This window comes from Xylophilus sp. GW821-FHT01B05, from assembly GCA_038961845.1.
Lineage (GTDB): Bacteria > Pseudomonadota > Gammaproteobacteria > Burkholderiales > Burkholderiaceae_C > Xylophilus.
Genome location: CP152408.1, coordinates 651,145 through 673,390, shown reverse-complemented (window position 1 = coordinate 673,390; position 22,246 = coordinate 651,145). Strand labels below are relative to the sequence as shown.

At 65.7% G+C, this 22,246-nt stretch carries 20 protein-coding genes; 9 read left to right on the top strand and 11 right to left on the bottom strand.

Annotated features, from left to right (window positions below; all coding sequences use genetic code 11):
* Nucleotides 1–19 precede the first annotated feature (19 nt).
* From AAFF27_03210 to AAFF27_03200, 3 genes are read left to right on the top strand one after another with little or no spacing between them, the layout of a single operon-like run.
* Complete coding sequence (locus AAFF27_03210; GenBank protein XAH24214.1) at nucleotides 20–1,240, top strand: efflux RND transporter periplasmic adaptor subunit; 1,221 nt, start codon at nucleotides 20–22, stop codon at nucleotides 1,238–1,240.
* Between the two features lie 13 nt (nucleotides 1,241–1,253).
* Nucleotides 1,254–3,269 carry a MacB family efflux pump subunit gene (locus AAFF27_03205; protein ID XAH24213.1) on the top strand — a complete coding sequence of 672 codons (2,016 nt, stop codon included), beginning with the start codon at nucleotides 1,254–1,256 and terminating at the stop codon, nucleotides 3,267–3,269.
* Between the two features lie 13 nt (nucleotides 3,270–3,282).
* On the top strand, nucleotides 3,283–4,653 hold the full coding sequence (locus tag AAFF27_03200) for an efflux transporter outer membrane subunit (protein XAH24212.1): 1,371 nt from the start codon (nucleotides 3,283–3,285) through the stop codon (nucleotides 4,651–4,653).
* Between the two features lie 69 nt (nucleotides 4,654–4,722).
* Here AAFF27_03200 and AAFF27_03195 read toward each other — a convergent pair whose 3' ends face one another.
* From AAFF27_03195 to AAFF27_03175, 5 genes are all read right to left on the bottom strand, one after another.
* On the bottom strand, nucleotides 4,723–5,985 hold the full coding sequence (locus tag AAFF27_03195) for an Hsp70 family protein (protein XAH24211.1): 1,263 nt from the start codon (nucleotides 5,983–5,985) through the stop codon (nucleotides 4,723–4,725).
* A 92-nt stretch (nucleotides 5,986–6,077) separates the two neighbouring features.
* Entirely contained in the window at nucleotides 6,078–7,094 is a 1,017-nt protein-coding gene (locus AAFF27_03190; protein XAH24210.1) for a tripartite tricarboxylate transporter substrate-binding protein, read from the bottom strand.
* A gap of 110 nt (nucleotides 7,095–7,204) precedes the next feature.
* Nucleotides 7,205–8,197 (bottom strand): tripartite tricarboxylate transporter substrate binding protein, encoded by a 993-nt coding sequence (locus AAFF27_03185; GenBank protein XAH24209.1) that lies wholly within the window; start codon nucleotides 8,195–8,197, stop codon nucleotides 7,205–7,207.
* A 5-nt stretch (nucleotides 8,198–8,202) separates the two neighbouring features.
* Nucleotides 8,203–9,102 (bottom strand): hypothetical protein, encoded by a 900-nt coding sequence (locus AAFF27_03180; GenBank protein XAH24208.1) that lies wholly within the window; start codon nucleotides 9,100–9,102, stop codon nucleotides 8,203–8,205.
* The gene (locus AAFF27_03175) at nucleotides 9,099–9,989 is read right to left on the bottom strand and encodes an amidohydrolase family protein (protein XAH24207.1); all 891 of its coding nucleotides are present in this window, start codon (nucleotides 9,987–9,989) and stop codon (nucleotides 9,099–9,101) included. Before AAFF27_03175 ends, AAFF27_03180 begins: the two co-directional genes overlap by 4 nt.
* A gap of 111 nt (nucleotides 9,990–10,100) precedes the next feature.
* On the opposite strand from AAFF27_03175, the gene AAFF27_03170 reads away from it, so the two are divergent.
* A complete protein-coding gene (locus tag AAFF27_03170; GenBank protein XAH24206.1) occupies nucleotides 10,101–11,039 on the top strand; it encodes a LysR substrate-binding domain-containing protein in 939 nt (312 codons plus the stop codon).
* An 8-nt stretch (nucleotides 11,040–11,047) separates the two neighbouring features.
* Here the strand turns inward: AAFF27_03170 and AAFF27_03165 are convergent, their stop codons facing one another.
* A complete protein-coding gene (locus AAFF27_03165) occupies nucleotides 11,048–12,001 on the bottom strand; it encodes a LysR substrate-binding domain-containing protein (protein XAH24205.1) in 954 nt (317 codons plus the stop codon).
* Between the two features lie 212 nt (nucleotides 12,002–12,213).
* On the opposite strand from AAFF27_03165, the gene AAFF27_03160 reads away from it, so the two are divergent.
* Nucleotides 12,214–13,149: a tripartite tricarboxylate transporter substrate-binding protein gene (locus tag AAFF27_03160; GenBank protein ID XAH24204.1), complete on the top strand. Its 936-nt coding sequence runs from the start codon at nucleotides 12,214–12,216 to the stop codon at nucleotides 13,147–13,149.
* A gap of 39 nt (nucleotides 13,150–13,188) precedes the next feature.
* On the opposite strand, the gene AAFF27_03155 is transcribed toward AAFF27_03160, so the two are convergent.
* The 5 genes from AAFF27_03155 to AAFF27_03135 all read right to left on the bottom strand — a co-directional run bounded on the left by AAFF27_03155 (nucleotide 13,189) and on the right by AAFF27_03135 (nucleotide 17,757).
* Nucleotides 13,189–14,088 carry a phosphate ABC transporter substrate-binding protein gene (locus AAFF27_03155; GenBank protein XAH24203.1) on the bottom strand — a complete coding sequence of 300 codons (900 nt, stop codon included), beginning with the start codon at nucleotides 14,086–14,088 and terminating at the stop codon, nucleotides 13,189–13,191.
* Between the two features lie 39 nt (nucleotides 14,089–14,127).
* On the bottom strand, nucleotides 14,128–14,982 hold the full coding sequence (locus tag AAFF27_03150) for an amidohydrolase family protein (GenBank protein XAH24202.1): 855 nt from the start codon (nucleotides 14,980–14,982) through the stop codon (nucleotides 14,128–14,130).
* A gap of 29 nt (nucleotides 14,983–15,011) precedes the next feature.
* Complete coding sequence (locus tag AAFF27_03145) at nucleotides 15,012–15,998, bottom strand: ABC transporter substrate-binding protein (protein ID XAH24201.1); 987 nt, start codon at nucleotides 15,996–15,998, stop codon at nucleotides 15,012–15,014.
* A gap of 61 nt (nucleotides 15,999–16,059) precedes the next feature.
* Entirely contained in the window at nucleotides 16,060–16,755 is a 696-nt protein-coding gene (locus AAFF27_03140) for a 4-carboxy-4-hydroxy-2-oxoadipate aldolase/oxaloacetate decarboxylase (GenBank protein ID XAH24200.1), read from the bottom strand.
* Nucleotides 16,756–16,767: 12 nt separating this feature from the next.
* Nucleotides 16,768–17,757 carry a tripartite tricarboxylate transporter substrate binding protein gene (locus AAFF27_03135; protein XAH24199.1) on the bottom strand — a complete coding sequence of 330 codons (990 nt, stop codon included), beginning with the start codon at nucleotides 17,755–17,757 and terminating at the stop codon, nucleotides 16,768–16,770.
* Nucleotides 17,758–18,193: 436 nt separating this feature from the next.
* Between AAFF27_03135 and AAFF27_03130 the strand changes: the two genes are divergently transcribed.
* The 4 genes from AAFF27_03130 to AAFF27_03115 are packed head-to-tail and all read left to right on the top strand — an operon-like array spanning nucleotide 18,194 to nucleotide 22,177.
* Nucleotides 18,194–19,273, top strand: a complete 1,080-nt coding sequence (locus AAFF27_03130; GenBank protein XAH24198.1) for a porin — start codon at nucleotides 18,194–18,196, stop codon at nucleotides 19,271–19,273.
* 41 nt (nucleotides 19,274–19,314) lie between these two features.
* Nucleotides 19,315–20,292: a tripartite tricarboxylate transporter substrate-binding protein gene (locus tag AAFF27_03125; protein ID XAH24197.1), complete on the top strand. Its 978-nt coding sequence runs from the start codon at nucleotides 19,315–19,317 to the stop codon at nucleotides 20,290–20,292.
* Nucleotides 20,293–20,333: 41 nt separating this feature from the next.
* A complete protein-coding gene (locus AAFF27_03120) occupies nucleotides 20,334–21,533 on the top strand; it encodes an MFS transporter (GenBank protein XAH24196.1) in 1,200 nt (399 codons plus the stop codon).
* A 35-nt stretch (nucleotides 21,534–21,568) separates the two neighbouring features.
* On the top strand, nucleotides 21,569–22,177 hold the full coding sequence (locus tag AAFF27_03115; protein ID XAH24195.1) for a carboxymuconolactone decarboxylase family protein: 609 nt from the start codon (nucleotides 21,569–21,571) through the stop codon (nucleotides 22,175–22,177).
* The last annotated feature ends 69 nt before the right edge of the window (nucleotides 22,178–22,246 follow it).

Below are 22,246 nucleotides of genomic sequence, written 5' to 3'. Positions count from 1 at the left end.
CGCCCGCACACTCGACGCCATGCCGATGCCCTCTCTTCGCACCTCACGCCCCCTTCGCTACACCCTGCTCGTCCTGCTGCTGGCCGCCGTTGCGTTCGGCGTAAAGGCCTGCTATTTCCCCACCAAGAAGCCGCCGCAGTTCGTCACCGCGCGCGCCACCACCACCGACCTGGAAGACGTGGTGCTGGCCACCGGCACGGTGCAGGCCTTCAAGCAGGTGAGCGTGGGTGCGCAGGTGTCGGGGCAGATCAAGACCCTGAACGTGGCCCTGGGCGACGTGGTGAAGAAGGGCCAACTGGTGGCCGAGATTGACTCGACCACCCAGCAGAACGTTGTGCGCAACGCCCAGGCCGCCATGGAAAACACGCGCGCCCAACTGGCCGCGCAGCAGGCCACCCTGGTGCAGGCCGAGCTGACCTACCGCCGGCAAAAGGAGTTGCTGGACGCCGAGGCCGGCTCGCGCCAGGACTACGAGGCGGCGCAGGCCACCTTGCAGACCACGCAGGCCAACATTGCCGCGCTGCAGGCGCAGATCAAGCAGGCCGCCATCACTGCAGACACGGCGCAGGTCAACCTGGGCTACACCAAGATCAGCGCGCCCATCGACGGTGTGGTGGTGGCGCTGGTGGCGCAGCAGGGCCAGACAGTCAACGCCAACCAGACCACGCCGACCATCATCAAGGTGGCGCAGCTCGACACCGTCACCATCAAGTCGCAGATATCCGAGGCCGACGTGGTCAAGGTGCAATCCGGGCAGAAGGTCTACTTCACCATCCTGGGCGAGCCTGACACGCGCTACTACGCAACCTTGCGCACGGTCGAGCCAGCGCCAGACTCGATCCTGACCGACAGCACCAGCTCGACCTCGTCCAGCAGCAGCTCGACCACCTCCAGCACCGCCATCTACTACAACGGCTTGTTCGACGTGCCCAACCCGCAGGGCAAGCTGCGCATCTCGATGACGGCGCAGGTCTCCATCGTGCGGGCCGAAGCCAAGGGCGCGGTGACCATCCCGTCATCAGCGCTGGGCAAGCACGACGCCGACGGCAGCTACACCGTGCGCGTGCTGGACGCCGATGGCAATGCCGCGCCGCGCAAGATCAAGATCGGCATCAACAACAACGTGAGCGCCCAGGTGACCGAGGGCCTGGCCGACGGCGACCGCGTGGTGCTGGGCGAGGCCACGGCCGGTGGCGCCGCATTTGGCCCGGGCCGGGGCGGCCCGCCGATGCGCTTCTGAGGAAAGGTCCGCCATGAAGCAGGACTTCTCCCAGACCGCCAGCGCCGGCCACGCACCGCACACCGCGCCCCCCGCCCTGCTGGAACTGCGCGGCCTGCGCCGCGAGTTCCCCGCAGGCGACACGCCGGTGGCGGTGCTGCAAGACATCAACCTGGCGATCCACGCCGGTGAGATGGTGGCCATCGTCGGCCAGTCGGGCTCGGGCAAATCGACGCTGATGAACATCCTCGGCTGCCTGGACCGGCCCAGCGCCGGCAGCTACCAGGTGGCCGGCCGCGAGACCGGCGCGCTCGGGCCTGATGAACTGGCCGCGTTGCGGCGCGAGCACTTCGGCTTCATCTTCCAGCGCTACCACCTGCTGTCAGACCTGACGGCGCGCGGCAATGTCGAGGTGCCAGCCATCTACGCCGGCACGCCGCCACCGGCGCGCCATGCGCGCGCCGAGGCGCTACTCAAGCGCCTGGGCCTGGCCGAGCGCATTGGCTACCGGCCCAGCCAGCTCTCGGGCGGGCAGCAGCAGCGCGTGTCGATTGCACGCGCGCTGATGAATGGCGGCAGCGTGATCCTGGCCGACGAGCCCACCGGCGCGCTCGATTCCGCCAGCGGCGAAGAGGTGATGAAGATCCTGCAAGAGCTGCACGCCGAGGGCCACACCATCATCATCGTGACCCACGACATGGCGGTGGCCGAGCATGCAGAGCGCATCATCGAGCTGCGCGACGGCCGCATCATCGGCGACCGCCCCACCGCGCGCATGGCCGGCAACGCGCGCAGCGCGCCCGCGCCGCAGCTGGCGCAGCGCCCGGCCGGCGCGCGCGGCCTGTCGGCGCTGGCCGACCGCTTTGGCGAAGCCTTCCGCATGGCGCTGCTGGCCATGAACGCGCACCGGCTGCGCACCTTTCTGACCATGCTCGGCATCATCATCGGCATCGCCTCGGTGGTGGCCGTGGTGGCGCTGGGCGCGGGGTCGAGCCAGAAGGTGCTGGCCAACATCAGCTCCATCGGCACCAACACCATCGAGGTGTTCTCGGGCACCGGCTTTGGCGACCCGCGCTCGGCGCGGGTGCGCAGCCTGGTGCCGGCCGATGCCGACGCATTGGCGCGGCAGGACTATGTCGACAGCGTCACGCCCACGCTCACCAGCTCGCTCACCGGGCGCTACCGCAACATCGAGGCATCGGTCACCGTCACCGGCGCAGGCGAGCAGTACTTCCGCGTGCGCGGCGTGGAGATCGCCCAGGGTTCGGCCTTCGACCACGGCCATGTGCAGCGCCTGGACCAGGTCGCCGTGATCGACGACAACACGCGCAAGACGTTGTTCCCGAACGACCCTGACCCGGTCGGCCAGGTGTTGCTGCTGGGCAGCGTGCCGGTGCGCGTGGTGGGCGTGGCGGCCAAGAAGGACAGCGCCTTTGGCAACAGCGAGGCGCTCAACATCTTCGTGCCCTACACCACGGCCATGAGCCGCATCGTCAACCAGAACTACCTGCGCAGCATCACGGTGCGGGTGCGCGACGACGCCTCCACCAGCGCGGCAGAGCAGGGCATCAACCAGTTGCTGCTGCAACGCCACGGGCGCAAGGACTTCTATGTACTCAACACCGACAGCATCCGCCAGACCATCGAAGCCACCACGCGCACCATGACGCTGCTGGTGGCTTCCATCGCGGTGATCTCGCTGGTGGTGGGCGGCATTGGCGTGATGAACATCATGCTGGTCTCGGTCACCGAGCGCACCCGCGAAATCGGCGTGCGCATGGCCGTGGGCGCGCGCCAGGGCGACATCCAGCAGCAGTTTTTGATCGAGGCCGTGCTGGTCTGCCTGCTGGGCGGCGCGCTGGGCATTGCCTTGGCGCTGGCGATTGGCGCGCTGTTTGCGCAGGTCGGCGGCGACTTCGCCATGGTTTATTCCACCGGCTCCATGGTCGCGGCCTTTGCCTGCTCGACGCTGATCGGCGTGGTGTTTGGTTTCTTGCCCGCACGCAGTGCGGCACGCCTGAACCCGGTCGATGCATTGGCCCGCGAGTAAAGCCCCCCAGAACATGCGCAAGTACCTTCTCACTCCCCTATTGGCCGCCGCCCTGCTGGCCGGCTGCGCCACCACGCAGGCGCCCTATGCCGCGCCGCAGGCCAGCGTACCCACGCAGTGGTCGCACGGCAGCAGCGACGCCCGCGCCGTTACCGGTGCCTGGTGGACCGCCTTTGGCGACCCGGCACTGGACCAGTTGGTGCAGGCCGCGCTGGCCGCCAACAACGACCTGGCCGCCGCCAGCATCCGCGTGCGCCGCGCGCAACTGCAGGCCGGCCTGGCCGATGCCAACCTGCGGCCGCAGCTGAGCGGCAGCGTCAACAGCAGCGCAGCGCGCAGCCTGGACGGCGGCGGCACGACGCGCGCCGGCTCCAGCACGCTGGGCGCCAGCTACGAGGTGGACCTGTGGAACCGCCTGGGCGCGCAGCGCGACGCCGCGCGCTGGGAGGCCCAGGCCACCGTGCAAGACCGCGAATCCACGGCACAGGCCCTGGTTGGCACCACCGCCACGCTGTACTGGCAACTGGGCTACCTGCGCGAGCGCATCACGGCGGCCGAGGCCAGCGTGGCCTATGCCGAGCGCACTCAAGCGCTGGTGCAAGCGCAGTACCGCGCCGGCGCCGTGTCTTCACTTGAAGTGGCCGAGACCACGCAGACCGTGGCCAGCCAGCGCGCGGCACTGTCGCAGCTGCAGCAACAGCAGGTCGAAGCCGCCAATGCGCTGGCCCTGCTGTTCGATGGCCAGCAGCCCGATGCCGCGGCCAAGGCGCCGCAGCAATTGCCGCGCAGCGCGCTGCCCAGCGTGGCCGAAGGCCTGCCGGCCGAGCTGCTGGGCCGCCGGCCCGACCTGCGCGCGGCCGAACTGCGCCTGCACGAGTCCTACGCCACCATCGACGCCACACGCGCCAGCTACTACCCGGCGCTGACGCTGACCGGCGCGCTGGGCGGCTCCAGCAGTGCGTTGTTCAACGTGCTGCAGAACCCGCTCGCCACGCTGGGCGCGGGCCTGAGCCTGCCCTTTCTGCAACGCACGCAGATGGACCTGAACATCAAGGTCTCGCAAACGCAGTACGAGGAGGCCGTCGTCAACTTCCGCCAGACGCTCTACCAGGCGCTGGCCGATGTGGACAACGCGCTGTCGGCGCGCAGCCGCTATGCCGAGCAGGCCACGCAACTGGAGCAGTCACTCGCCGCCGCGCAAAAGGCCGAGCGCCTGTACGAGACCCGCTACCGCCTGGGCGCCGTGCCGCTGCGCACCTGGCTAGACGCCCAGCAAACTCGCCGCAGCGCAGAGACCGCGCTGGCCGAGAACCGCTACAACCAATTGGTGAACCACGCCACGCTCTCCAAAGCCCTGGGTGGTAGCGCGGGCAGCACGAGCTGATGCTTCTATTTTTATAGCTATTAGCCCAGGCTGCACCTGGGCTATAGGCATATTTCGCGACTTAAAAACCTAGCCGCGGCCAGACACCACCAGCCCCGAAGCCACACCGCCGAACAAATCGCCCTCCACCAGCGGCACGCCAGGGAAGGCCGCCGCCAGCGCCTGCTGGAACGGCCGCAGCGCCGAGGAGCCGCCCGTCAGGTACAGCGCATCGGGCGCGGCCAGGCCGGCGCGGCGCACGCACTCCTGTGCGCAGGCCACCACGCGCGCCAGCAGCGCCCGCAGGTGCGCGGCCAGCGCGGCGGCATCCAGGCTGGCCGCCAGGTCGGTCTCGACAAAGGACAGGTCCACCGCCGCCGTCTCGCCACCAGACGCGGCGATCTTGGCCGCCTCCACCGCATGCGCGATGCGGTGGCCGTGGCGCTCTTCCAGCACCGCCACCAGCCGCGCATGCAGGCGCTGGTCGCTGTAGTCGGTACGCAGCGCGCGCGCCGAGCGCAGCGCCGCAGGCGTGGCCAGGCGGTGGATCAAATGCCAGGTGGCCAGCTCGAAGAACACGCTGCTGGGCACCTCGCGCCCGCTCGGGCCGGTGTGGCGCAAGCCCAGCAGCGGCATGACCTCGGCCAGATTCAGCGCGCGGTCGTAGTCGGTGCCGCCAATGTGCACGCCCGAGGTGGCCAGGATGTCGGCGCTGCGATCAGCACGCTGCGCACGCTCGGGCCCCAGGCGCACCACGGTGAAGTCCGAGGTGCCGCCGCCAATGTCCACCACCAGCACCCGCGCCTCGGCCGTAATGCGGCGCTCGTAGTCCAGCGCTGCGGCAATCGGCTCCAGCTGAAAGGCGATGTCCTCAAAGCCCGCGCTGCGCGCAGCCTGGCCCAGCGCGGCCTCGGCCTGGGCGTCGCGCGCCGGGTCTTCGTCCACGAAGTGCACCGGCCGCCCCAGCACCACGCGCTTGGGCCGCGTGCCCAGCACGGCCTCGGCACGCGTGGCCAGCTCGCGCAGAAAGGTGGCCACGATGTCGCGGAAGGAGACGGAAGCACCGTGCACCGCCGTTTGCTCGTCGATCAGCGCACTGCCCAGCAGGCTCTTGAGCGAGCGCATCAGCCGGCCCTCCTCACCCGCCAGATAGCGCGCGATGGCGTCGCGGCCATAGTGCGTGCTGCGCCCTTCGTCCTGGAAGAACATGGCCGTGGGCAAAGCCGTGGCCGTGCCCTCCAACTGCAGCAAACGCAGGCCACCATCGGCCGTGCGTGCAGCCACGGCGGAGTTGGAGGTACCGAAGTCAATGCCCAACACGGGCGAAGCAGAGGACGGGGAACGATGAGGCATGCGCGGCGAGGGCCACCCGCGCGGACAAGCCGGGCACGGAGCGACTGGCAAAAGGGGCCGGATTGTAGTGGCAGTGCTCCGGCCACGCCGCGCTACTGCTGCTGGATGCCGGCCTTCTCGATCACCGCCGTCCATTTGGCGATGTCCCGGTTGGTGCGCGCTGTCATTTCGGTGGGAGAGCAGGCCTGGGCGACAAAGCCCATGTTCTGCAATGGAACACGGAACTCCGGCGACGCCACCGCCAGCTGGATTTCCCTGGCCAGGCGCTCGACGATGGCCGCGGGCGTGTGGGCCGGTACGCTGATGCCGCCCCAGGAGCTGGCCTCGAAACCCGGCAGGCCGCTCTCGGCCAGCGTGGGCACCTCGGGCAGACCGGGGAAGCGCTTGCTCGATGTGACCGCAAGAGCCTTCACGCTCTTCGCCGTGATCTGCGCCACCAATGGCGGCAGGATGTCCACCGCGACCTGCACGTCCCGGGCCCGCAGCGCCGCCAGGATGTCGCCATTGGATTTGTAGGGAACGATGACCGCATCGATGCCCGATAGGGATCGGAACATCTCTGCCGCCAACTGCTGCGTGGTACCTATGCTGGCCGTACCAATGCTGAGCTGGCCTGGATGCGTCTGCGCATAGGCCAGCAGGTCGGCAATGGAGTTGAAGCGCGATTGCCCGTCGACGATGAACACCGGATCGAACGAGGCAATCGAGGACACGTGCAAGAAGTCTCTGCGCAGGTTGTAGGGCGCGTTCTTGAACAGGATGGAGCTGATGGCGGGGCCATTGCCGGTCAGCAGCAAGGTGTAGCCGTCTGGCTTGGCCTTGGCCGCCAAGGTCGTGGCTACCACGCCGCCTGCGCCCACGCGGTTCTCCACGATCACCGGCTGCCCCATGTTCTCGGACATCTTCTGCGCCAGCCGCCGCGTCATGATGTCGCCGGCGCCGCCAGGCGCGTACCCAATCAGCAGCATGAGCGGGCGGGAGGGGTAGTCGCCCGCACGGGCTGCGGCGCCCATCGCGGCCAGCGATAAGGCAGCGGCGCCACGAAGCATGGCGCGGCGCGGGAGCAGGCCTGCGGCGGCCCTCTGCGCGGCATAGGAAAACTGGCTCATCTTGTCTCCAACTCTTTTTGATCAGCCCAGGTTCTCAGGCTGTCGCAGATGTTTGCACTCGGGATGCGGCCCGTCTATTGAGTAATTTCTCTCCCTGCTTGAGTGAGCGGTTAATCGCGGCTGATGCCCGAGGCCTTCACCACGGTGGCCATGAGCTCACGGTCACCAAGGAACACCTGGTTGAACTCGGCCGTGCTCATAGGCGCCGGGTCAATGCCGAAGTTCACCAGGCGCTCCCTCACCTCCGGCACCGCCAGCGCCGTGTTGACTGCAGCATTGAGCTTGGCGACGACCTCAGGCGGCGTCTTGCCCGGTGCAAGCAGGCCAAACCAGGACTCGAACAGGAAGCGCGGCAAGCCCGACTCCGCCACCGTGGGCACCTTCGGCAGCAACTGCGAGCGCTTGGCCGCGGTGGTCGCGATGATGCGGACCCGGGCATCGCTCAGGTAGATGCCCGCGCCCGCCGCTGGCACAAACACCACATGGCCACGGCCGCCGACCACGTCGTTGGTGGCCTCCTGCGTGCCCTTGAAGGGGATGTGCGTCATCGCTATGCCGGCCATGTTGGCAAAGTAGGCGCCCGCCAGGTGGGTGGAACTGGCCACGCCCGCCGAGTTGTAGTTGAGCACGCCGGGCTGCTTCTTGGCATAGGCGATCAGCTCGGCCACGCTGTTGACCTTCAGCGCCGACTGCACGATCAGTACATAGCTCTGCATGCCGATCAGCGCCACAGGGGCAAAGTCCTTGACCGGCTCATAGGCTGGCTTGGCACCCATGGCGGCAGTGACGAAGTGGCTGGACGCCGCCATCAACAGGGTCTGGCCGTCGGGTGGCGAGTGCGCCACATAGCTGGTGCCGATGGCGCCACCGGCCCCCGGCCGGTTCTCGATGATCCAGGTCTGCCCCATGGCCTTGGCGAAATCGTGCTGGATCAGCCGGGCCGGCATTTCGCGTGCACCGCCGGGCGCAAAGGGCACGATGATGCGCGCCACGCCCTGGCCCGTCTGGGCAAAGCTGGACCCGGCGCAGGCCAGCAGCGCAGACGCGATCAGTTGCCGCCGCGTGTTGGAGAGAGCACCAAGAGACTCGATGGATGTGTGCATACAGGTCAGGCTCGCATTGCGTTGTTGAAGTCGGCGAACAGCTCGTCCACCGCATAGGGGCGCGGAATCAGCCCCTGCTGGTGGGAGTAATGCAGCAGCAGCTCCAGCGCGCTGCGATTGGCGTCTATGCCGAAGGGCGTCAGGTCAGGGCCTGACGGGTTCTCTGCCGCAACCAGGGCCTTGCTTTGCTGCAGCAGCGCGTAAAGCTCACGGACTACCTCTGGGTGCTCCTGCATCAGCTCGGTGCGCATGGCAATCATGTGGTTGATCGGCACCATGCGGTGCCGTGCGCCCCAGGCACGGGCCGCGGCCTGCGGGTCTGGCAGCACGGGCTTCAGGCGAGGGTCGTCGGGCAGCTCGGTGCCGATGATGGCTGCGTCCAACTGGCCAGACAAGAGCATGTCCACCATGCCGCTGCCGGGCGGCGCCCGCTCGAAGCCCGGCGGGTCCGGAAATTCCGCCAGGTGGCCGTCCTCGAAGGTGACCCAATGGACCTTGCCCAGCGGCACGCCGTATTCCTGCGCCAGCACGCCGCGCACCCAGGTCACCGTGGTCTGCGCGTGGGCGCGAATGCCTATGCGCTTGCCCGCCAACTGCGCCACCGTGACCCGCGGCCGCTCAGCGTTGTAGACCAGGCAGTGGTGCTGGAAGCGCCCTGCCCCCACCGCAGCCGGAATCAGCGACAGCGGCTTGCCATAGGCCTTGGCCTGGAAGAAGGTCACCAGCGCAAGCTCGGGGATGTCGAACTCCAGATCCCGTACTGCGCGCTTGAACGCGCGGTTGGGCACCTTCACATCGGCAAAGTCGAACTCGCATGTCTGCGGTGCCAGAACCCCGTCCCGCAGGGCGCGGGTGATGGGGTAATGGCCAAGCAGCAGTTTCAGCTTCAACAGCGTCGCACTCATGGCGACACCTTCGCGGCGTCTGCGGTCTCCAGCACCGGGTACAGCACGCGGGCGGTGCGCGAGAAAATCCAGGCCTGCTCCTCTGCGCTCAGGCTGGCGGTTGCCTCCAGCGCCTCCTGCAACAGTGCCCCCAGGCCGCCGGCGGATGCAGGGAAGTTGGAGCCCCAGGCCATCCGGTGTGCGCCAAAGCGATCCGCCAGTGCGCGAGCGAAGCTGCCCTGCGTGGCGCGTCCCTCCTTGGATTCACGGACGTTGTGCGTCGTGTACTTGAGGTAGAGGCACGGGTACTTGGCCAGCGCAAACAGCGGGTTGGCTTGGGCATAGGGTGGCCCATCCTCCAGCGCGGGCCGCGCGCAATGGTCCAGCAGCACCAGCGCATCGGGGCAGCGTGCAAGCACCGCCTGCAGCTGGTCCAGCTTGTCCGAGCGCAATTGCACGCTGACAGGGATGCGCCGCTGCGTCAGGTATTCCCAGGTCGAGATGGAGCGCGGATCGTCCAGCCGCACGCTGGCGTCCGCAGCCGTATGACCGGCGACGAACACTCGCGCGCCGCTGAGCCCCGCTTGCAGCCAGTGCTCTATCCGCTCAATCGCATCGGCACCAGCGAAGTCCACCGAGAACACACCGACGAACTCATTGGGGTGGTCCTGCACGCAGGCAGCGACATAGCGGTTGTCATGGCCGTAGCAGGTAGAGGCCTGCACCAGCACCGACTGCGCAACGCCGCCCACCTCCATGGCCTGCAGCATGCCCGTGGCGTTGACGGGCCGCTCCCTCGACCAGTCAGATTGCTTGCCTCCCATGGGGGCCGCAGGAAAACGATGTGTGTCGTCGGCGATCACATGGTTGTGGATGTCGACAACGGGAAACGGTAGCAATGCGCTCATGCAGTCCTCATGCGAAAAGATCGCCGCATGATGGGCGCGCAGACATAAGTTATCCACTCAAATCTTCTGCAAACTTCATAAGCAATCACTGATGCCTGACACAATCGCGGCATGGCACAACTCGACTGGTACATCCGCGCCAATCTCAAGCCCAAGCACCTGCAGTTGCTGGTGGCCCTGGATGACCTGCGGCATCTGGGCCGGGTGGCGATCAGCCAGCATGTGTCCCAACCAGCTGTCTCCCTGGCACTGGCCGAGATCGAGAAGGGCCTGGGCCTGAAGCTGTTCGAGCGCACGCCGCGCGGTGTGGTGCCCAACAGCTATGGCGAATGCCTGGTGCGGCATGCGCGCGTGGTGCTGGCGGCGCTGGCAGAGGCGCGGGACGAGCTGCACTCCCTGCAGACCGGCGCCTCCGGCAAGGTCACCGTGGGGGCGCTGCCCGCCGTCACGCCTGGGCTCATTCCGCAGGCCCTGCTGCTGCTCAAGCACGACACACCCCACACGCGCGCGGTAGTGCGAGAGGGCCCGATGGAAACCCTGCTGCCCGAGCTGCGCCGCGGTACGCTGGACATGGTGGTGGGCCGCCTGATACGCCGCGAGGCATCGGGAGACCTGCTGGACGAGACGCTGGACGTAGGCACCATGGTGCTCGTCGTAGCGCGCCAGCATCCGCTCGCCCGGAAGAAGCGCTTGCGCTGGTCCGATGTTGCCGGCTACCCCTGGGTGCTGCCACCGGTCGGTTCATTGCAGCGGGAACCGCTGGAGAACGCCCTTCAGCAGAACGGCTGCTCCCTGCCAGCAGACTTCATCGAGACGCTGTCGGTGCACGTGGTGGCGGGCTACCTGCAGTCGTCCGATGCGATTGGTTCGCTGTCGCGGGTGGCGGCTCAGCACTACATCAAGCTAGGCATGCTGGCGCAGTTGCCGCTGACACTGCCCGACCCGCAACGCCCGATCGGCATGATGTGGAGCCGGCACAAGCCGGCATCGCCTGCGCTCCAGGCTTTCCAGGAATGCCTGCGCCAGGCAGCGCGGGCGGCGGCACCATAGCCACTGGCTCAGCTTTCGCCCGACACATACAGGCGGCTCAGCTTGGCCGCGGCCTCTTCCAGGCAGGCGATCATCAGGTTGGCGCCAGGTGTCAGCGCCCGGTTCTTGTTCCACAGGACACCGGCCGGCCGCATCAGCTTGGGCAGGCTGAGCGGCAGGATGGCCAGCGGCTGAGACGGGTCCTTGGCCGCAGCGCCGGCCATCACGCCAATGGCATCCGTGATGTTGAGGTAGGCCCGCGCCAAAGGCGTCGACAACGTCTCTATGTAGTTGCTGGTCAGCGCAATATCGTGGCGCTCCAGAATGCGCTCCAGCGGGTCGCGCAGCAGGGAGCCAGCCGGTGGTAGCACCCAGGGGTAGGACTTCAGGTCCGACCACTTGAGCTTCTTCCTTTTCGTCAGCGGATGATCGCGCCGCGTCATCAGCACTACCGGGTCTTCGAGCAGCTCCTTTTCTTCGAAGCCGGTCAATGAATTGCGCGTGGGCAGGCGGCCCACCACCATGTCCATCTTGCCCTGCCAGAGTTCGGGCATGAGCGTGCTCACGGTGCCCTCGGTGACCAGCACGCTGGTACTTGGCGCGCGCTGCTTCAGCAGGGCCAGCGCACGCGGCAGCAGCACCGAGGTGGATGCGGGAAACACCCCCACATGGATCTTTCCTTCCGTGCCGGAGCTGAGCGCGCGCAGCTCATCCCGGGCCTGGTTGATGTCCGTCAGCATGGTGCGAGCATGGCGTATCAGGCACTCGCCATAGGCCGTCGGCCGCAGGCCCTGCGCCGTGCGGGAAAACAGCTCCAGCCCCAGGCCTCGCTCCAGCTCGGACAGCGCCTTGGAAACGGCCGGCACCGTGACGTGGGAAATCTCGGCCACCTGCTTGAGGTTGCCGAAATCATCCAGCGCCACCAGCAGGCGCAGGTGGCGCGCCTTCAGGTTGATCTGCAAGTACCAATCAATTTGCGACATGAAGCTCTCCGTGCGCCGACGCTGAGCGGCTGCATAGGGTCTATGGGCACGCACATGCCGCAGCCGGCGTGGCGCTTAACCGGATCTTCAAGCAGCCGGCCGCTTTACTCAATCGACGCATACCCACCCGTCGTGCGAAATTGATGCGCGCAATCGACACCCAAAACGAAGGAGACAACGTGATTCCAAGACACCTCGCCTTGAGTTGTGCCATGGCATTGGCCTGCGGCACCGGCAGCGCCCCGGTGGCAGCCCAGGCCTACCCCGCCAAGCCGCTGCAGCTGTACGTGGCCTTCGCGCCAGGCGGCGCAGGAGACATCGTCGCCCGCCTCGTGACCAGAAAGATGACGGAGAACATGGGCCAGCCCGTGGTCATTGAGAACCGCCCCAGTCCCGTCGTGGCCGTGCTCACCGTCGCCAAGTCCAGGCCCGACGGCTACACCATGGTGATGGCAGGCAGCGGCACCGCCCTGACCTCGGTGCTGTTCAAGACCCTGCCTTACGACCTGATCAAGGACTTCAAGCATGTGTCCACGCTGGCCTCTTTCGACCTCACAGTAATCACGGGCGGATCGTCCGCCTTCCAATCAGTCGAGGACGTCCTGGCCTATGCCAAGGCAAATCCTGGCAAGCTGAATATCGGCACGGTTCGGGTCGGCAGCACGCAGAACCTTGCCGCCGAAATGTTCAAGTCGATGGCCGGCATCAACGCCACCATCGTGCCTTACAGAACCACCGCCGAAGTCATCTCGGCGGTGCGCTCCAACGACGTGCAGGTAGCACTCGAGATCCTGCCGCCCATCCTGGGCCAGATATCGGGAAAGACCGTGAAAGCGCTGGCGGTGACCTCGACCAAGCGGTTCCCAGGCTTGCCCGATGTACCGACCTTGTCGGAAGGCGCCCTGCCCGGCTTTGAGGCCAGCTCCTGGAATGGGGTGAGCGTGGCCGCCAGCACGCCGGATGCGATCGTTCAACGCCTGGCCAGGGAGATTGGTGTCGCTGTCGAGTCACCGGAAGTACAGAAGGAGCTTCAGACCGTCGGCATGGTTGGCGCCGCCAGCACGCCGGAGCAGATGACCCAGCGCATGAAAAACGACATGGCCAAGTGGAAGGCCGTGATCGACAAGGCTGGCATCCCGCAGCAGTAAGCCTTCTGCCTGCGGCCTGGACCGCAGGCAGATCCACCATCAGGTGCCCAGCGCTGCCGTGGTCTCATCAAACAGTTCGTCGACCGATATCCTGCGCGGAATGATCTTCTGCTCGAAGGCCCACGCGATGGCCATCTCAAGCCCCTTGCGATTGGCCTCCAGCCCGATCGGCGGGAAGGTCGCAACCGCATCCGCCGGCGTGAGCTTGCGACTTTCCACCAGCATCCGAAAGATTTCGCGCACGATGTCCGGCCGCTGCCTGGAAACGTCCTGGTGCACCACAAACATGTGATTGATGGGGATCACGCCTTCACGCTCATACCACTGTCGGGCCGCAGTATGCGGATCAGGGATCAGCCGGCTGATGCGGGGGTCGTTGGGCATGTCGTTGCCCAGGATGGCCGCAGCCAGTTCACCCTTGAGCATCATCTCGGGGATCGAGGCGCCCTTGGGCAACTGCTGGCAATTCGGCGGGTCCTTGTACTCCGACAGATGCGACTCGTCTATGGTGAGCCAGGTCACCTTGTCCAGATCGACCCCGTACTCATGCTGCAGGATGCCGCGCACCCACAGTCCGGTGGTCTGCGCGTAGGTACGCACCCCCACCTTGCGGCCCTCGATGTCCTTGGGCTTCAGGTCACCAAATTCCCTGTTGAAGCCCACGCAGTGATGCTGGAAGCGCCCCACCACCGGCACCGGCAACAGCACATAGGGCTTGCCATAGGCCTTGGCTTGCAGGTAGGTGACGATGGCCAGCTCGCCTGCATCAAAGGCGTTGTTGCGCACCATGGGTTTAAATCCATCGTGCGCGGTCTTGGGGCCGCAGAAGTCGAACTTCACCAGCTCGGAGCTGACGCGCCCATCCTTCATGGCCATGTTGACCGGGTTGTCGGCCAGGTTGGTTTTCAGCGTGGTGCACGCCGCTGCAGTAGTGCTCATGCTTGTCCTTATGCGTTGAAGAGAATCGGATCCGGCCCCTCAATCAGCCAGGTGCGGGTAGAGCTTCTGCGCCGTGCCGGCCATGATCCAGTGCTGGTCTTCCGGCGACAGGAAGGCGATGCATTTCTTCAGGTCATCCACCATGTCCTGCAAACTGCCCTCGGTGGCCGGGAAGTTGGAGCCCCATGCAATACGCCGGGCACCAAACTCCTGCACCACGCGCCCGAAGAAACTCTCAGGCGCGGCCTTGCCAGCCTGCGCCTCTGCGGTGTTGCGGCTGGTCATCTTGAGATAGACGTTGTCGAAGCGCGCCAGGTCAAACAGAAACTGCGCCCCGGGATACGGCGCGCCATCGGCGATGGGTGGCTTGAGCATGTGGTCGATTACTACCGGCGTCTTGGGGAAACGCCGCAGCAGCTTCTCCAACTGCGGCAGTGCCGCCGGTGTCATCTGCACACAGATGGAAAGCCCCAGGTCGCCGGCCGCCTCCCAACCAGGCAGCAGACGCGGGTCTTCCAGCCACGGCGCCTGGCCCGGCATGGTGCTGCCGGTGGTGAAGATGCGCAGCCCGCCCAGGCCGCGCCCAACCCAGTGGCGGATCTTGTCCGAAGCGTCCGGTGCCAGGATGTCCACCGAGAACACGCCATCAACGCGCTCGGGCTGGGCAGCAACGGAATCCGCCAGGTAGGAATTGTCAAAGCCGTAGGTGGTCGACGAATGCACGATCGCGGCCTTGTCGATGCCCGCGGCGTCCATGGCCGCAAGGTACTGCTCGAAAGTGGCCGGCCGCTTGGCCGACCAGCCCGATTGCTCACCGCCAAGCGGGGCAAGCGGATAGCGCTTTGTGTCGGGCGAAATGATGTGAGGGTGAATATCGATAAGGCGCGTAGCCATGGTCTGTCTCCGTTTTTCGGTAGGTGTGCTCAGGCACCAGGGTTGATGAACATGTCATCAATCGCAAAGCGCTTCTTCAGCAAGCCTTGCTGGAAGCAGTAATTCATCATGGCCTCGATGGAAGGCCGGTTGGCGTCTATGCCGTAGGGCAGCGGGTCGCCCACGATCCGGGCCATGGCACGGTAGTGCTCGTCCTTGTCCGACACCGATTCGCCTGCGGCCAACTGCTGCAGATAGAGGTTCTTCGACTCCAGGAACGCGTCGTACAGCGCCTTGCCCAGCCAGGGATGCTTGGCCATCAGCTCATCCTTGATGACGATCAGTCCATGCACCGGATAGATGCCGGTCTTCTTGAACCAGGCGGCTTCGAGCTTCTCTGCATCCTGGAACATCTCCAGGTACTCGGGCGGCTTGATGCGGCCACCGGCCTGCCAGCCGTCGGCCGGCGCGCCGGCGCGGCCTATGCCGGCGTTGTCGGTGAAGGCGGCTGACAGGTAGCCGCTGGCCATCAGGTCCACCAGCGACTTGCCTTCAGCGGCCTGCTCTACATTGGGTGGCAGCACCAGCGAGCGAACATGCTCCTCGTCATCCACCACCCAGGTGATCTTCGAGTTGTCGACGCCGTAGTCATTGCTCATGATCCCGCGCGTCCAGATGCCCGTCGTGACCGAGTAGGCACGCACGCCCGCGCGCTTGCCCTCAAGGTCCTTGGGGCCGCGAATGCCTGCGTCATCGCGATACACCAGCCCCGCATGGTGGAAGCGGCGGAAGATGAAGATGGGCAGGGCCTTGAAAGGCGCGCCAGCTTCACGCGCAATCATGTAGGTGGCCGGCGCCATCTCGCACACGTCGAATTCGACATCGCGCACCATGCGCCGGAAAGCGGCAATGATGGGCTTGACCTCGACGAAGTCCGGTGTGACGCCGGCTATGGGCACCTTGCCCTGCTTCAGCGCGGCGGTGTGGCCATAGGTGGCGATGGCCATCTTGAGTGGAAGGGAGGCTGCGTTGCTCATTTGTCGGTCTTCTGGTTGGGGGTGGGCAGAGCGGGAGGCGGCTGAACAAGGGCGAGGCGCATCACAGGTCGTCAATGCTGTCGACGTACACCAGCCCGGCCGCCTCCAGGCCGGCGCGCATGCCGGCAACATCGAGCGACAGCTCTCCTGCCTCATAGCGCTTACGGGACTTGGCTTCTTTCTCGGTGCGCTGGGCTGCCAACTGGGCCACCCGCTCGATGTCCGCGAAGGGCACCACAACAACGCCGTCGTCATCGGCCACGATCACATCGCCCGGGTTCACCAGCGCACCTGCGCACACCACTGGCAGGTTGACGTTGCCCAGGGTCGACTTGACGGTGCCGCGCGCCGAGATGGCCCGTGACCAGACCGGGAAGCCCATCTCGGTCAACGTACGCACGTCGCGGCAACCCGCGTCAATCACGACCCCGCGCACACCGCGAGCCTTGAGCGCGGAGGAGATCAGGTCGCCAATCATTCCGTCCGTGTTCTCAACCATCACTGCCACCACCAGTACGTCGCCAGCACAGCACTGCTCCATCGCGACATGCAGCATCCAGTTGTCGCCCGGCGCGGCCAAGGCGGTGACAGCGGGGCCTGCAATGCTGGCACCGGCAAAGATCGGGCGCATGTAGGGCTGCATCAACCCGGCGCGCCCCATGGCCTCGTGCACGGTGGCCGTGCCTGCCTCCTGAAGGGCCTTGATGGCTGCTTGCGGGCCACGTGGAATGTTTCGTACGACGACGTTTCTCATCATGATGTTGCTGGCTCAGTTACGGGGAATATTGGCGCGCGCTATGACTGCTTTCCAGCGCGCGATCTCGGACACCATCAGTTGGCGTGTTTGCTCGGGTGTCAGCGGATAGGGCTCGGAGTTCATGTCGCGCAGCTTCTGCGACACCTCGGGCGAATTGATGGCGGCGACAAAGGCCTGGTTCAGCCGCTGGACGATCGGGCGCGGGGTGCCAGCCTTGACCGACACCGCGTTGAAGGAATTGACCACGTAGCCGCGCAGGCCACTCTCCGCAGTGGTGGGCACATCGGGCAGGCTGCTGTTGCGTCCATCGGCTGCAATGGCCAGCGCACGCGCATTGCCGGCCTTGATCTGCGACAGCACCGGTGGCACAAACTCGAATGCCAGGTCAATGTCGCCCGAATGCAAGGCCGTATAGAGTGCTCCGGTCACCTTGAACGGCACCACCTCTGCCTCGACACCCGCCACGGACTTGAACAGCTCGGCCGCAAGATGCTGCGTCGAACCAATGCTGGAGGTACCAAAGGTAAGTCGACCAGGATGGGTCTTGCCGTAGGCGATCAGCTCGGCGACTGAACGGAACTTCGAGTCGGGCTTGACGAGCAGCACCAAGCTGAACTTCGACATCGCCGATACCTGCACGAAGTCAGTGAGGATGTTGTAGGGCAGCGACTTGAACAGGGACTGGCTGATGGCCGTGCCATTGCCGCCCATGACCAACGTGTAGCCATCCGCCGGGGCCTGCATGCCGCCCAGGAAGGCCTGCACGCCGCCGGCACTCGCCCGGTTCTCTATGACGATCTGCTGGCCCATGTTCTCGCTCATCTTCTGGGCGATGACACGGGCGGTCGTATCCCCTATGCCGCCGGCGCCATAAGGCAGCAGAAGCCTGATCGGCTTGTTGGGAAAGTCCTGCGCCAGAACCGGCGTGCAGGCGCCCATGCTGAGCACCGAAAGCACGAGCGTGGCGATGCAATGCCGCAAGCTGGATGTCGACCTTTTCACGGAATACCTGTCTCCAATGTGTGCGGCTTTCAGACGCCGCTTTTCTTCGAAGGCAAATATTTGCACGCACTCGTTTTTCGGTCTATTGAGATAAATCTCTTGTGAGTTGAGTGTTTGGTTAAGTTTCGAAGAAGGTCTCTTCCAACACCTCCTCTCCAGGCACGCGCACCGCTTGCATCACCAGGCTGCACACAAGCAAGGGCGCCACTGGCGTGTTTCCCTATTGACCGGTATGCCATCCGGCCCAGCGAAGCAACTTATTTCCGTGCGTTAACCAACTACTCAACGTAGAGGAAACATTACTCAATAGACGGGAGCAGCCCCTGGAATGCAAAGTCCGCAGCCGTAAGCGCAGAGACGCTCACATACGTCATCAACCAGAACGGAGACAGGTGACGAGCGGGTGCGACGAGCACCCACTTGGCATCACGAATAGATGAAACACCACAGCATGGTCAGCAGGACCGCGACCTTGATCGCCCTTGGCGTCCTGGCAGGCAGCGCCTGCGCCCAATCCTCTGTCACGATCTTCGGCGTAGTTGACGCTGCAATGCGCAGCGCACATACCGACAATGCCGGTCATGTGAACTCTCTGGTCAGCGGCGCGTACTCCAGCAGCCGCTTTGGCTTTCGCGGGCAGGAGGACCTGGGCGGTGGCCTCAGCGCCTCGTTCTGGCTGGAGTCCTTCCTGAATACGGACACCGGCACCACCACACCGGCCGGCTTCCAGCGCCGCTCGACCGTGAGCCTGAGCCAGCGGGACTGGGGCGAACTTCGCCTTGGCCGCGACTACACGCCCACGCACTCCAACTGGGCCAGGTTCGACCCATTCGGCTATGTGGGCTTGGGCGCCGTCCAACTCTTCGCCCTGAGTGCCACGGGCAATACGCCCGCCACTGCGGCCTTTGGCACGGCACCCAACACCATCCAGCGCGCCAACAACGGCGTGCAGTACCTGCTGCCCCGCAATGCCTGGGGCCTGGAAGGCGGCCTGGCAGCCAACTTCGGCGAGAACGGCACTGCCGCCAACGACCAGCACAAGTCCGGCGGCGGGCGGCTCGGGATCAACCTGGGCCCGGTGTTCGTGTCGGCGGCCACCTTCAATACCCACGACGACAAGACCGTGGGTGCCTTCAAGGACTCGGCGCTTGCCGCGTCTTATGACGCATCCCTCGTGAGGATCTCAGGTGGCGTCCGGCGCTTCGAGTACCAGGCGGCCAGGCAGAACAACTACTTGCTGGCCGCGGTCATCCCGGTGGGCGTGCAGGAGTTCAAGTTCTCGTGGAACCGCGCCAGCATGGACGGCAGGGTGGGCACCGTGAACATCAGCAACGATCGCGCCGACCAGTTCGCCGTGGGCTACGTGTACCACCTCTCCAAACGCACGCACGCCTACACCACGCTGGCGACGATCCGCAACAAGGGTAATTCGCGCTTCGTCGTTCCCGGCGCGCCGGCAGGTGCGGCGGGCGTTACGTCAAGAGGCTTCGAGTTGGGCGTGAACCACGAGTTCTGATCAGCATGAAACCAAGCTACCTCCCAGAACCAGGAGCCCTTGTGGTCTCACGACGCACCATCCTGCGCTCCGCGCTTGCGCTGCCGCTGGCCTCCAGTTGCGCCTGGGCCGAAGCCACAGACGCCTATCCGTCCAAGCCCATCACCATCTTCGTGGCTTTTGGCCCTGGTGGGGCCGGCGACCTGGTCACGCGACGCGTGGCGCAGAAAATGTCCGAGCACATCGGGCAATCCGTGATCATCGAAAACCGGCCTGGCGCGGGGGCCGCGGCCGCCGCCGTTGCCGTCGCCAAGGCCAGGCCCGATGGCTACACGCTGTTGCTGTCAGGCAATGGCACGGCCATCAGCTCGGTGCTCTTCAATCGCCTGCCCTACGATCTGACGCGGGACTTCAGGCATGTGTCGTCCATCGCCTCCTTCGACCTGGCCCTGATCGTCAGTGGCCAGTCCGAGTTCAGTTCGGTAACCGACGTGCTGGCCTACGGCAAGGCCCATCCCGGCAAGCTCAGCATCGGCACTTCCCGCATTGGCAGCACGCAGCACCTGGCAGCGGAGATGTTCAAGGCCATGGCCCATATCGATGCCATGAGCATTCCATACAAGACCAGCGGCGACATGCTGGCCGGCTTGCGTTCGAACGACATCCAACTGGCCTTCGAGATCCTGCCCCCCATCCTGGGCCAGATCGCATCAAAGGCCGTGAAGCCTCTTGCCGTGGCTTCGGCCAGGCGCTTCCCGGGCCTGCCCGAAGTCCCCACCGTGGCCGAGAGCGGCGTCCCCGGCTTCGACGCCAGTTCATGGGCCGGCATCAGCGTACCCGCCAAGACGCCAACCGCCATCGTGGACCGCCTGGCCAAGGAGATCCAGCGTGCCGTTGCATCGCCCGACGTGCAGGAATCCCTGCAGGCCATGGGCTACGTAGCCAGCTCCAGCACTCCCGAGCAGATGACGCAACGGATCACGCAGGACATGGCCAAGTGGAAGGCCGTGATCGACAAGGCCGGGGTTCCCAAACAGTAAGGCAACGGCGCCTGCAGTACCGGGCCTTTGCGCCTCTTCTGATGCAAGAACTTCTCCGCTACCGATACTTCGTCCGCTTCTGGTTCGCCCGGGTCGCGGCCGTTGCAGGCACCCAGATGCTGCTGCTGGGCATAGGCTGGCATATGTACGAGTTGACGGGCAGCGCCTGGGACCTCGGCCTGGTCGGACTTTTTCAGTTTGCGCCTGCGCTGGTCACGACCCTGGTCGCAGGCCATGTTGCCGACCACTTCCACCGTGCACGCCTGGTCGCGCTGTGCCTTGCCATGCAGGCCGGCGTGGCAATCTTCCTGGTTGCAGCAACCCAGGCCCATGCGGCAACGCGCGAGTTGCTGCTCGCGCTGTCCGTCGTGCTGGGTGCGCTTAGGCCGTTCCAGATGTCCGCCCAGCAGGCGCTGGTTCCCTCGCTGATCCCCACGTCCCTGCTGTCACGGGCCATGGCCCTCAGTTCGTCAGGGCAGCAGGTAGCCGTCATTGGTGGACCGGCCGCCGGCGGCCTGCTGTTCGCCGTCGGTGTGAATGCCGTCTATGCAACCTGCGCCGCGCTCTTTGGCCTGGCCTGCATCGTGTGCCTGTACGTGCGCCACGAGCACACGCCAGCCGCGCGCGAGCCGGTCACGGCCCGCACGCTACTGGCCGGCGCCCGCTTCATCTGGGCCCATCCGCTGCTGTTGGGGGCTGTATCGCTCGATCTGTTTGCCGTCCTCCTGGGAGGCGCGACGGCGCTGCTGCCGATCTTCGCCAAGGAAATCCTGAAGGTAGGGCCAGAAGGGCTAGGACTGCTCCGGTCCGCGCCAGCCATTGGCGCGCTACTGGTCGGCGTGACGCTGGCCAGGCACCCGCTGTCCCGCGGGGTCGGCAAGAAGCTGCTGCTGGCCGTAGGTGTTTACGGGGTCTGCATCGTGGTCTTCGGCCTTTCCAAGTCGTTCTGGCTTTCAGCAGCAGCACTGGCGATGGCGGGTGGTGCCGACATGGTCAGCGTGGTGGTGCGCCAGACCCTGGTGCAGTTGGAGACACCCGACCACATGCGTGGCCGAGTCGCGGCGATCAACACGCTTTTTATCGGCGCCAGCAACCAGTTGGGCGAGTTCGAATCCGGCTTCACGGCAGCGGCATTCGGCCCGATCGGGTCTGTGGTCATGGGCGGTCTAGGGACGATCTTCATCAGCCTGGCATGGCTGCGGCTGTTCAAACCACTGGCCGCGCGCGAGAGTCTGGGTTGAGTGTCCTGCGTCCCTTGAACCCATCGGAGAAAGAAATGAAAACCGAGTCTGCACACACCCTGCCGCCGGACGTGGACCCCAGGTCACGCTGCCGCCTGCCCCTGCCGCATCGCGAAGACCTCAGCGAGGCGGGCCAGCAAGCCTTTGACCGCGCCAGCCGCCCCGGGATCATTGCCGGCCTGCAGGGCCCTGCCGGCATCCAGCTGCACAGTCCGGAGGTCGCGCCGCATCTCTCGGCACTTAACAGCTATCTGCGCTTCAGGGCGGGCTTCACGCCGCAGATCCGCGAGATCGCCATCCTGGCGACCGCCCGCGAGATGGACAGCCAGTTCGAATGGGCCGCGCATGAGCCCGAGGCACTGAAGGAAGGCGTACCCCAGGACGTGATCGACGCCATCAAGCACCGGCGCAACACCGGCGGCCTGGGCGCAGAGGAGGCACTGGTGATCGAACTCGCCAGACAGCTCTGGCGCGACCACAAGGTGGCGCCGAAGACCTTCGTGCAGCTGAAATCCCTGTACGGGCCGCGCAAGCTGATCGACCTGGTCGTGCTGATGGGCACCTATGCCAACACCGCCGCCATGCTGGCCGTGGTCGACATGCAGCTGGCCGAAGGAAAGCAGGCCTTGCTGCCCATCCCCTGATGCCGCTTAACCATTAACTCAAGCACCGGGCAGCTTTACTCAATAGACAGCCACGGAGGCGCGCGAGAA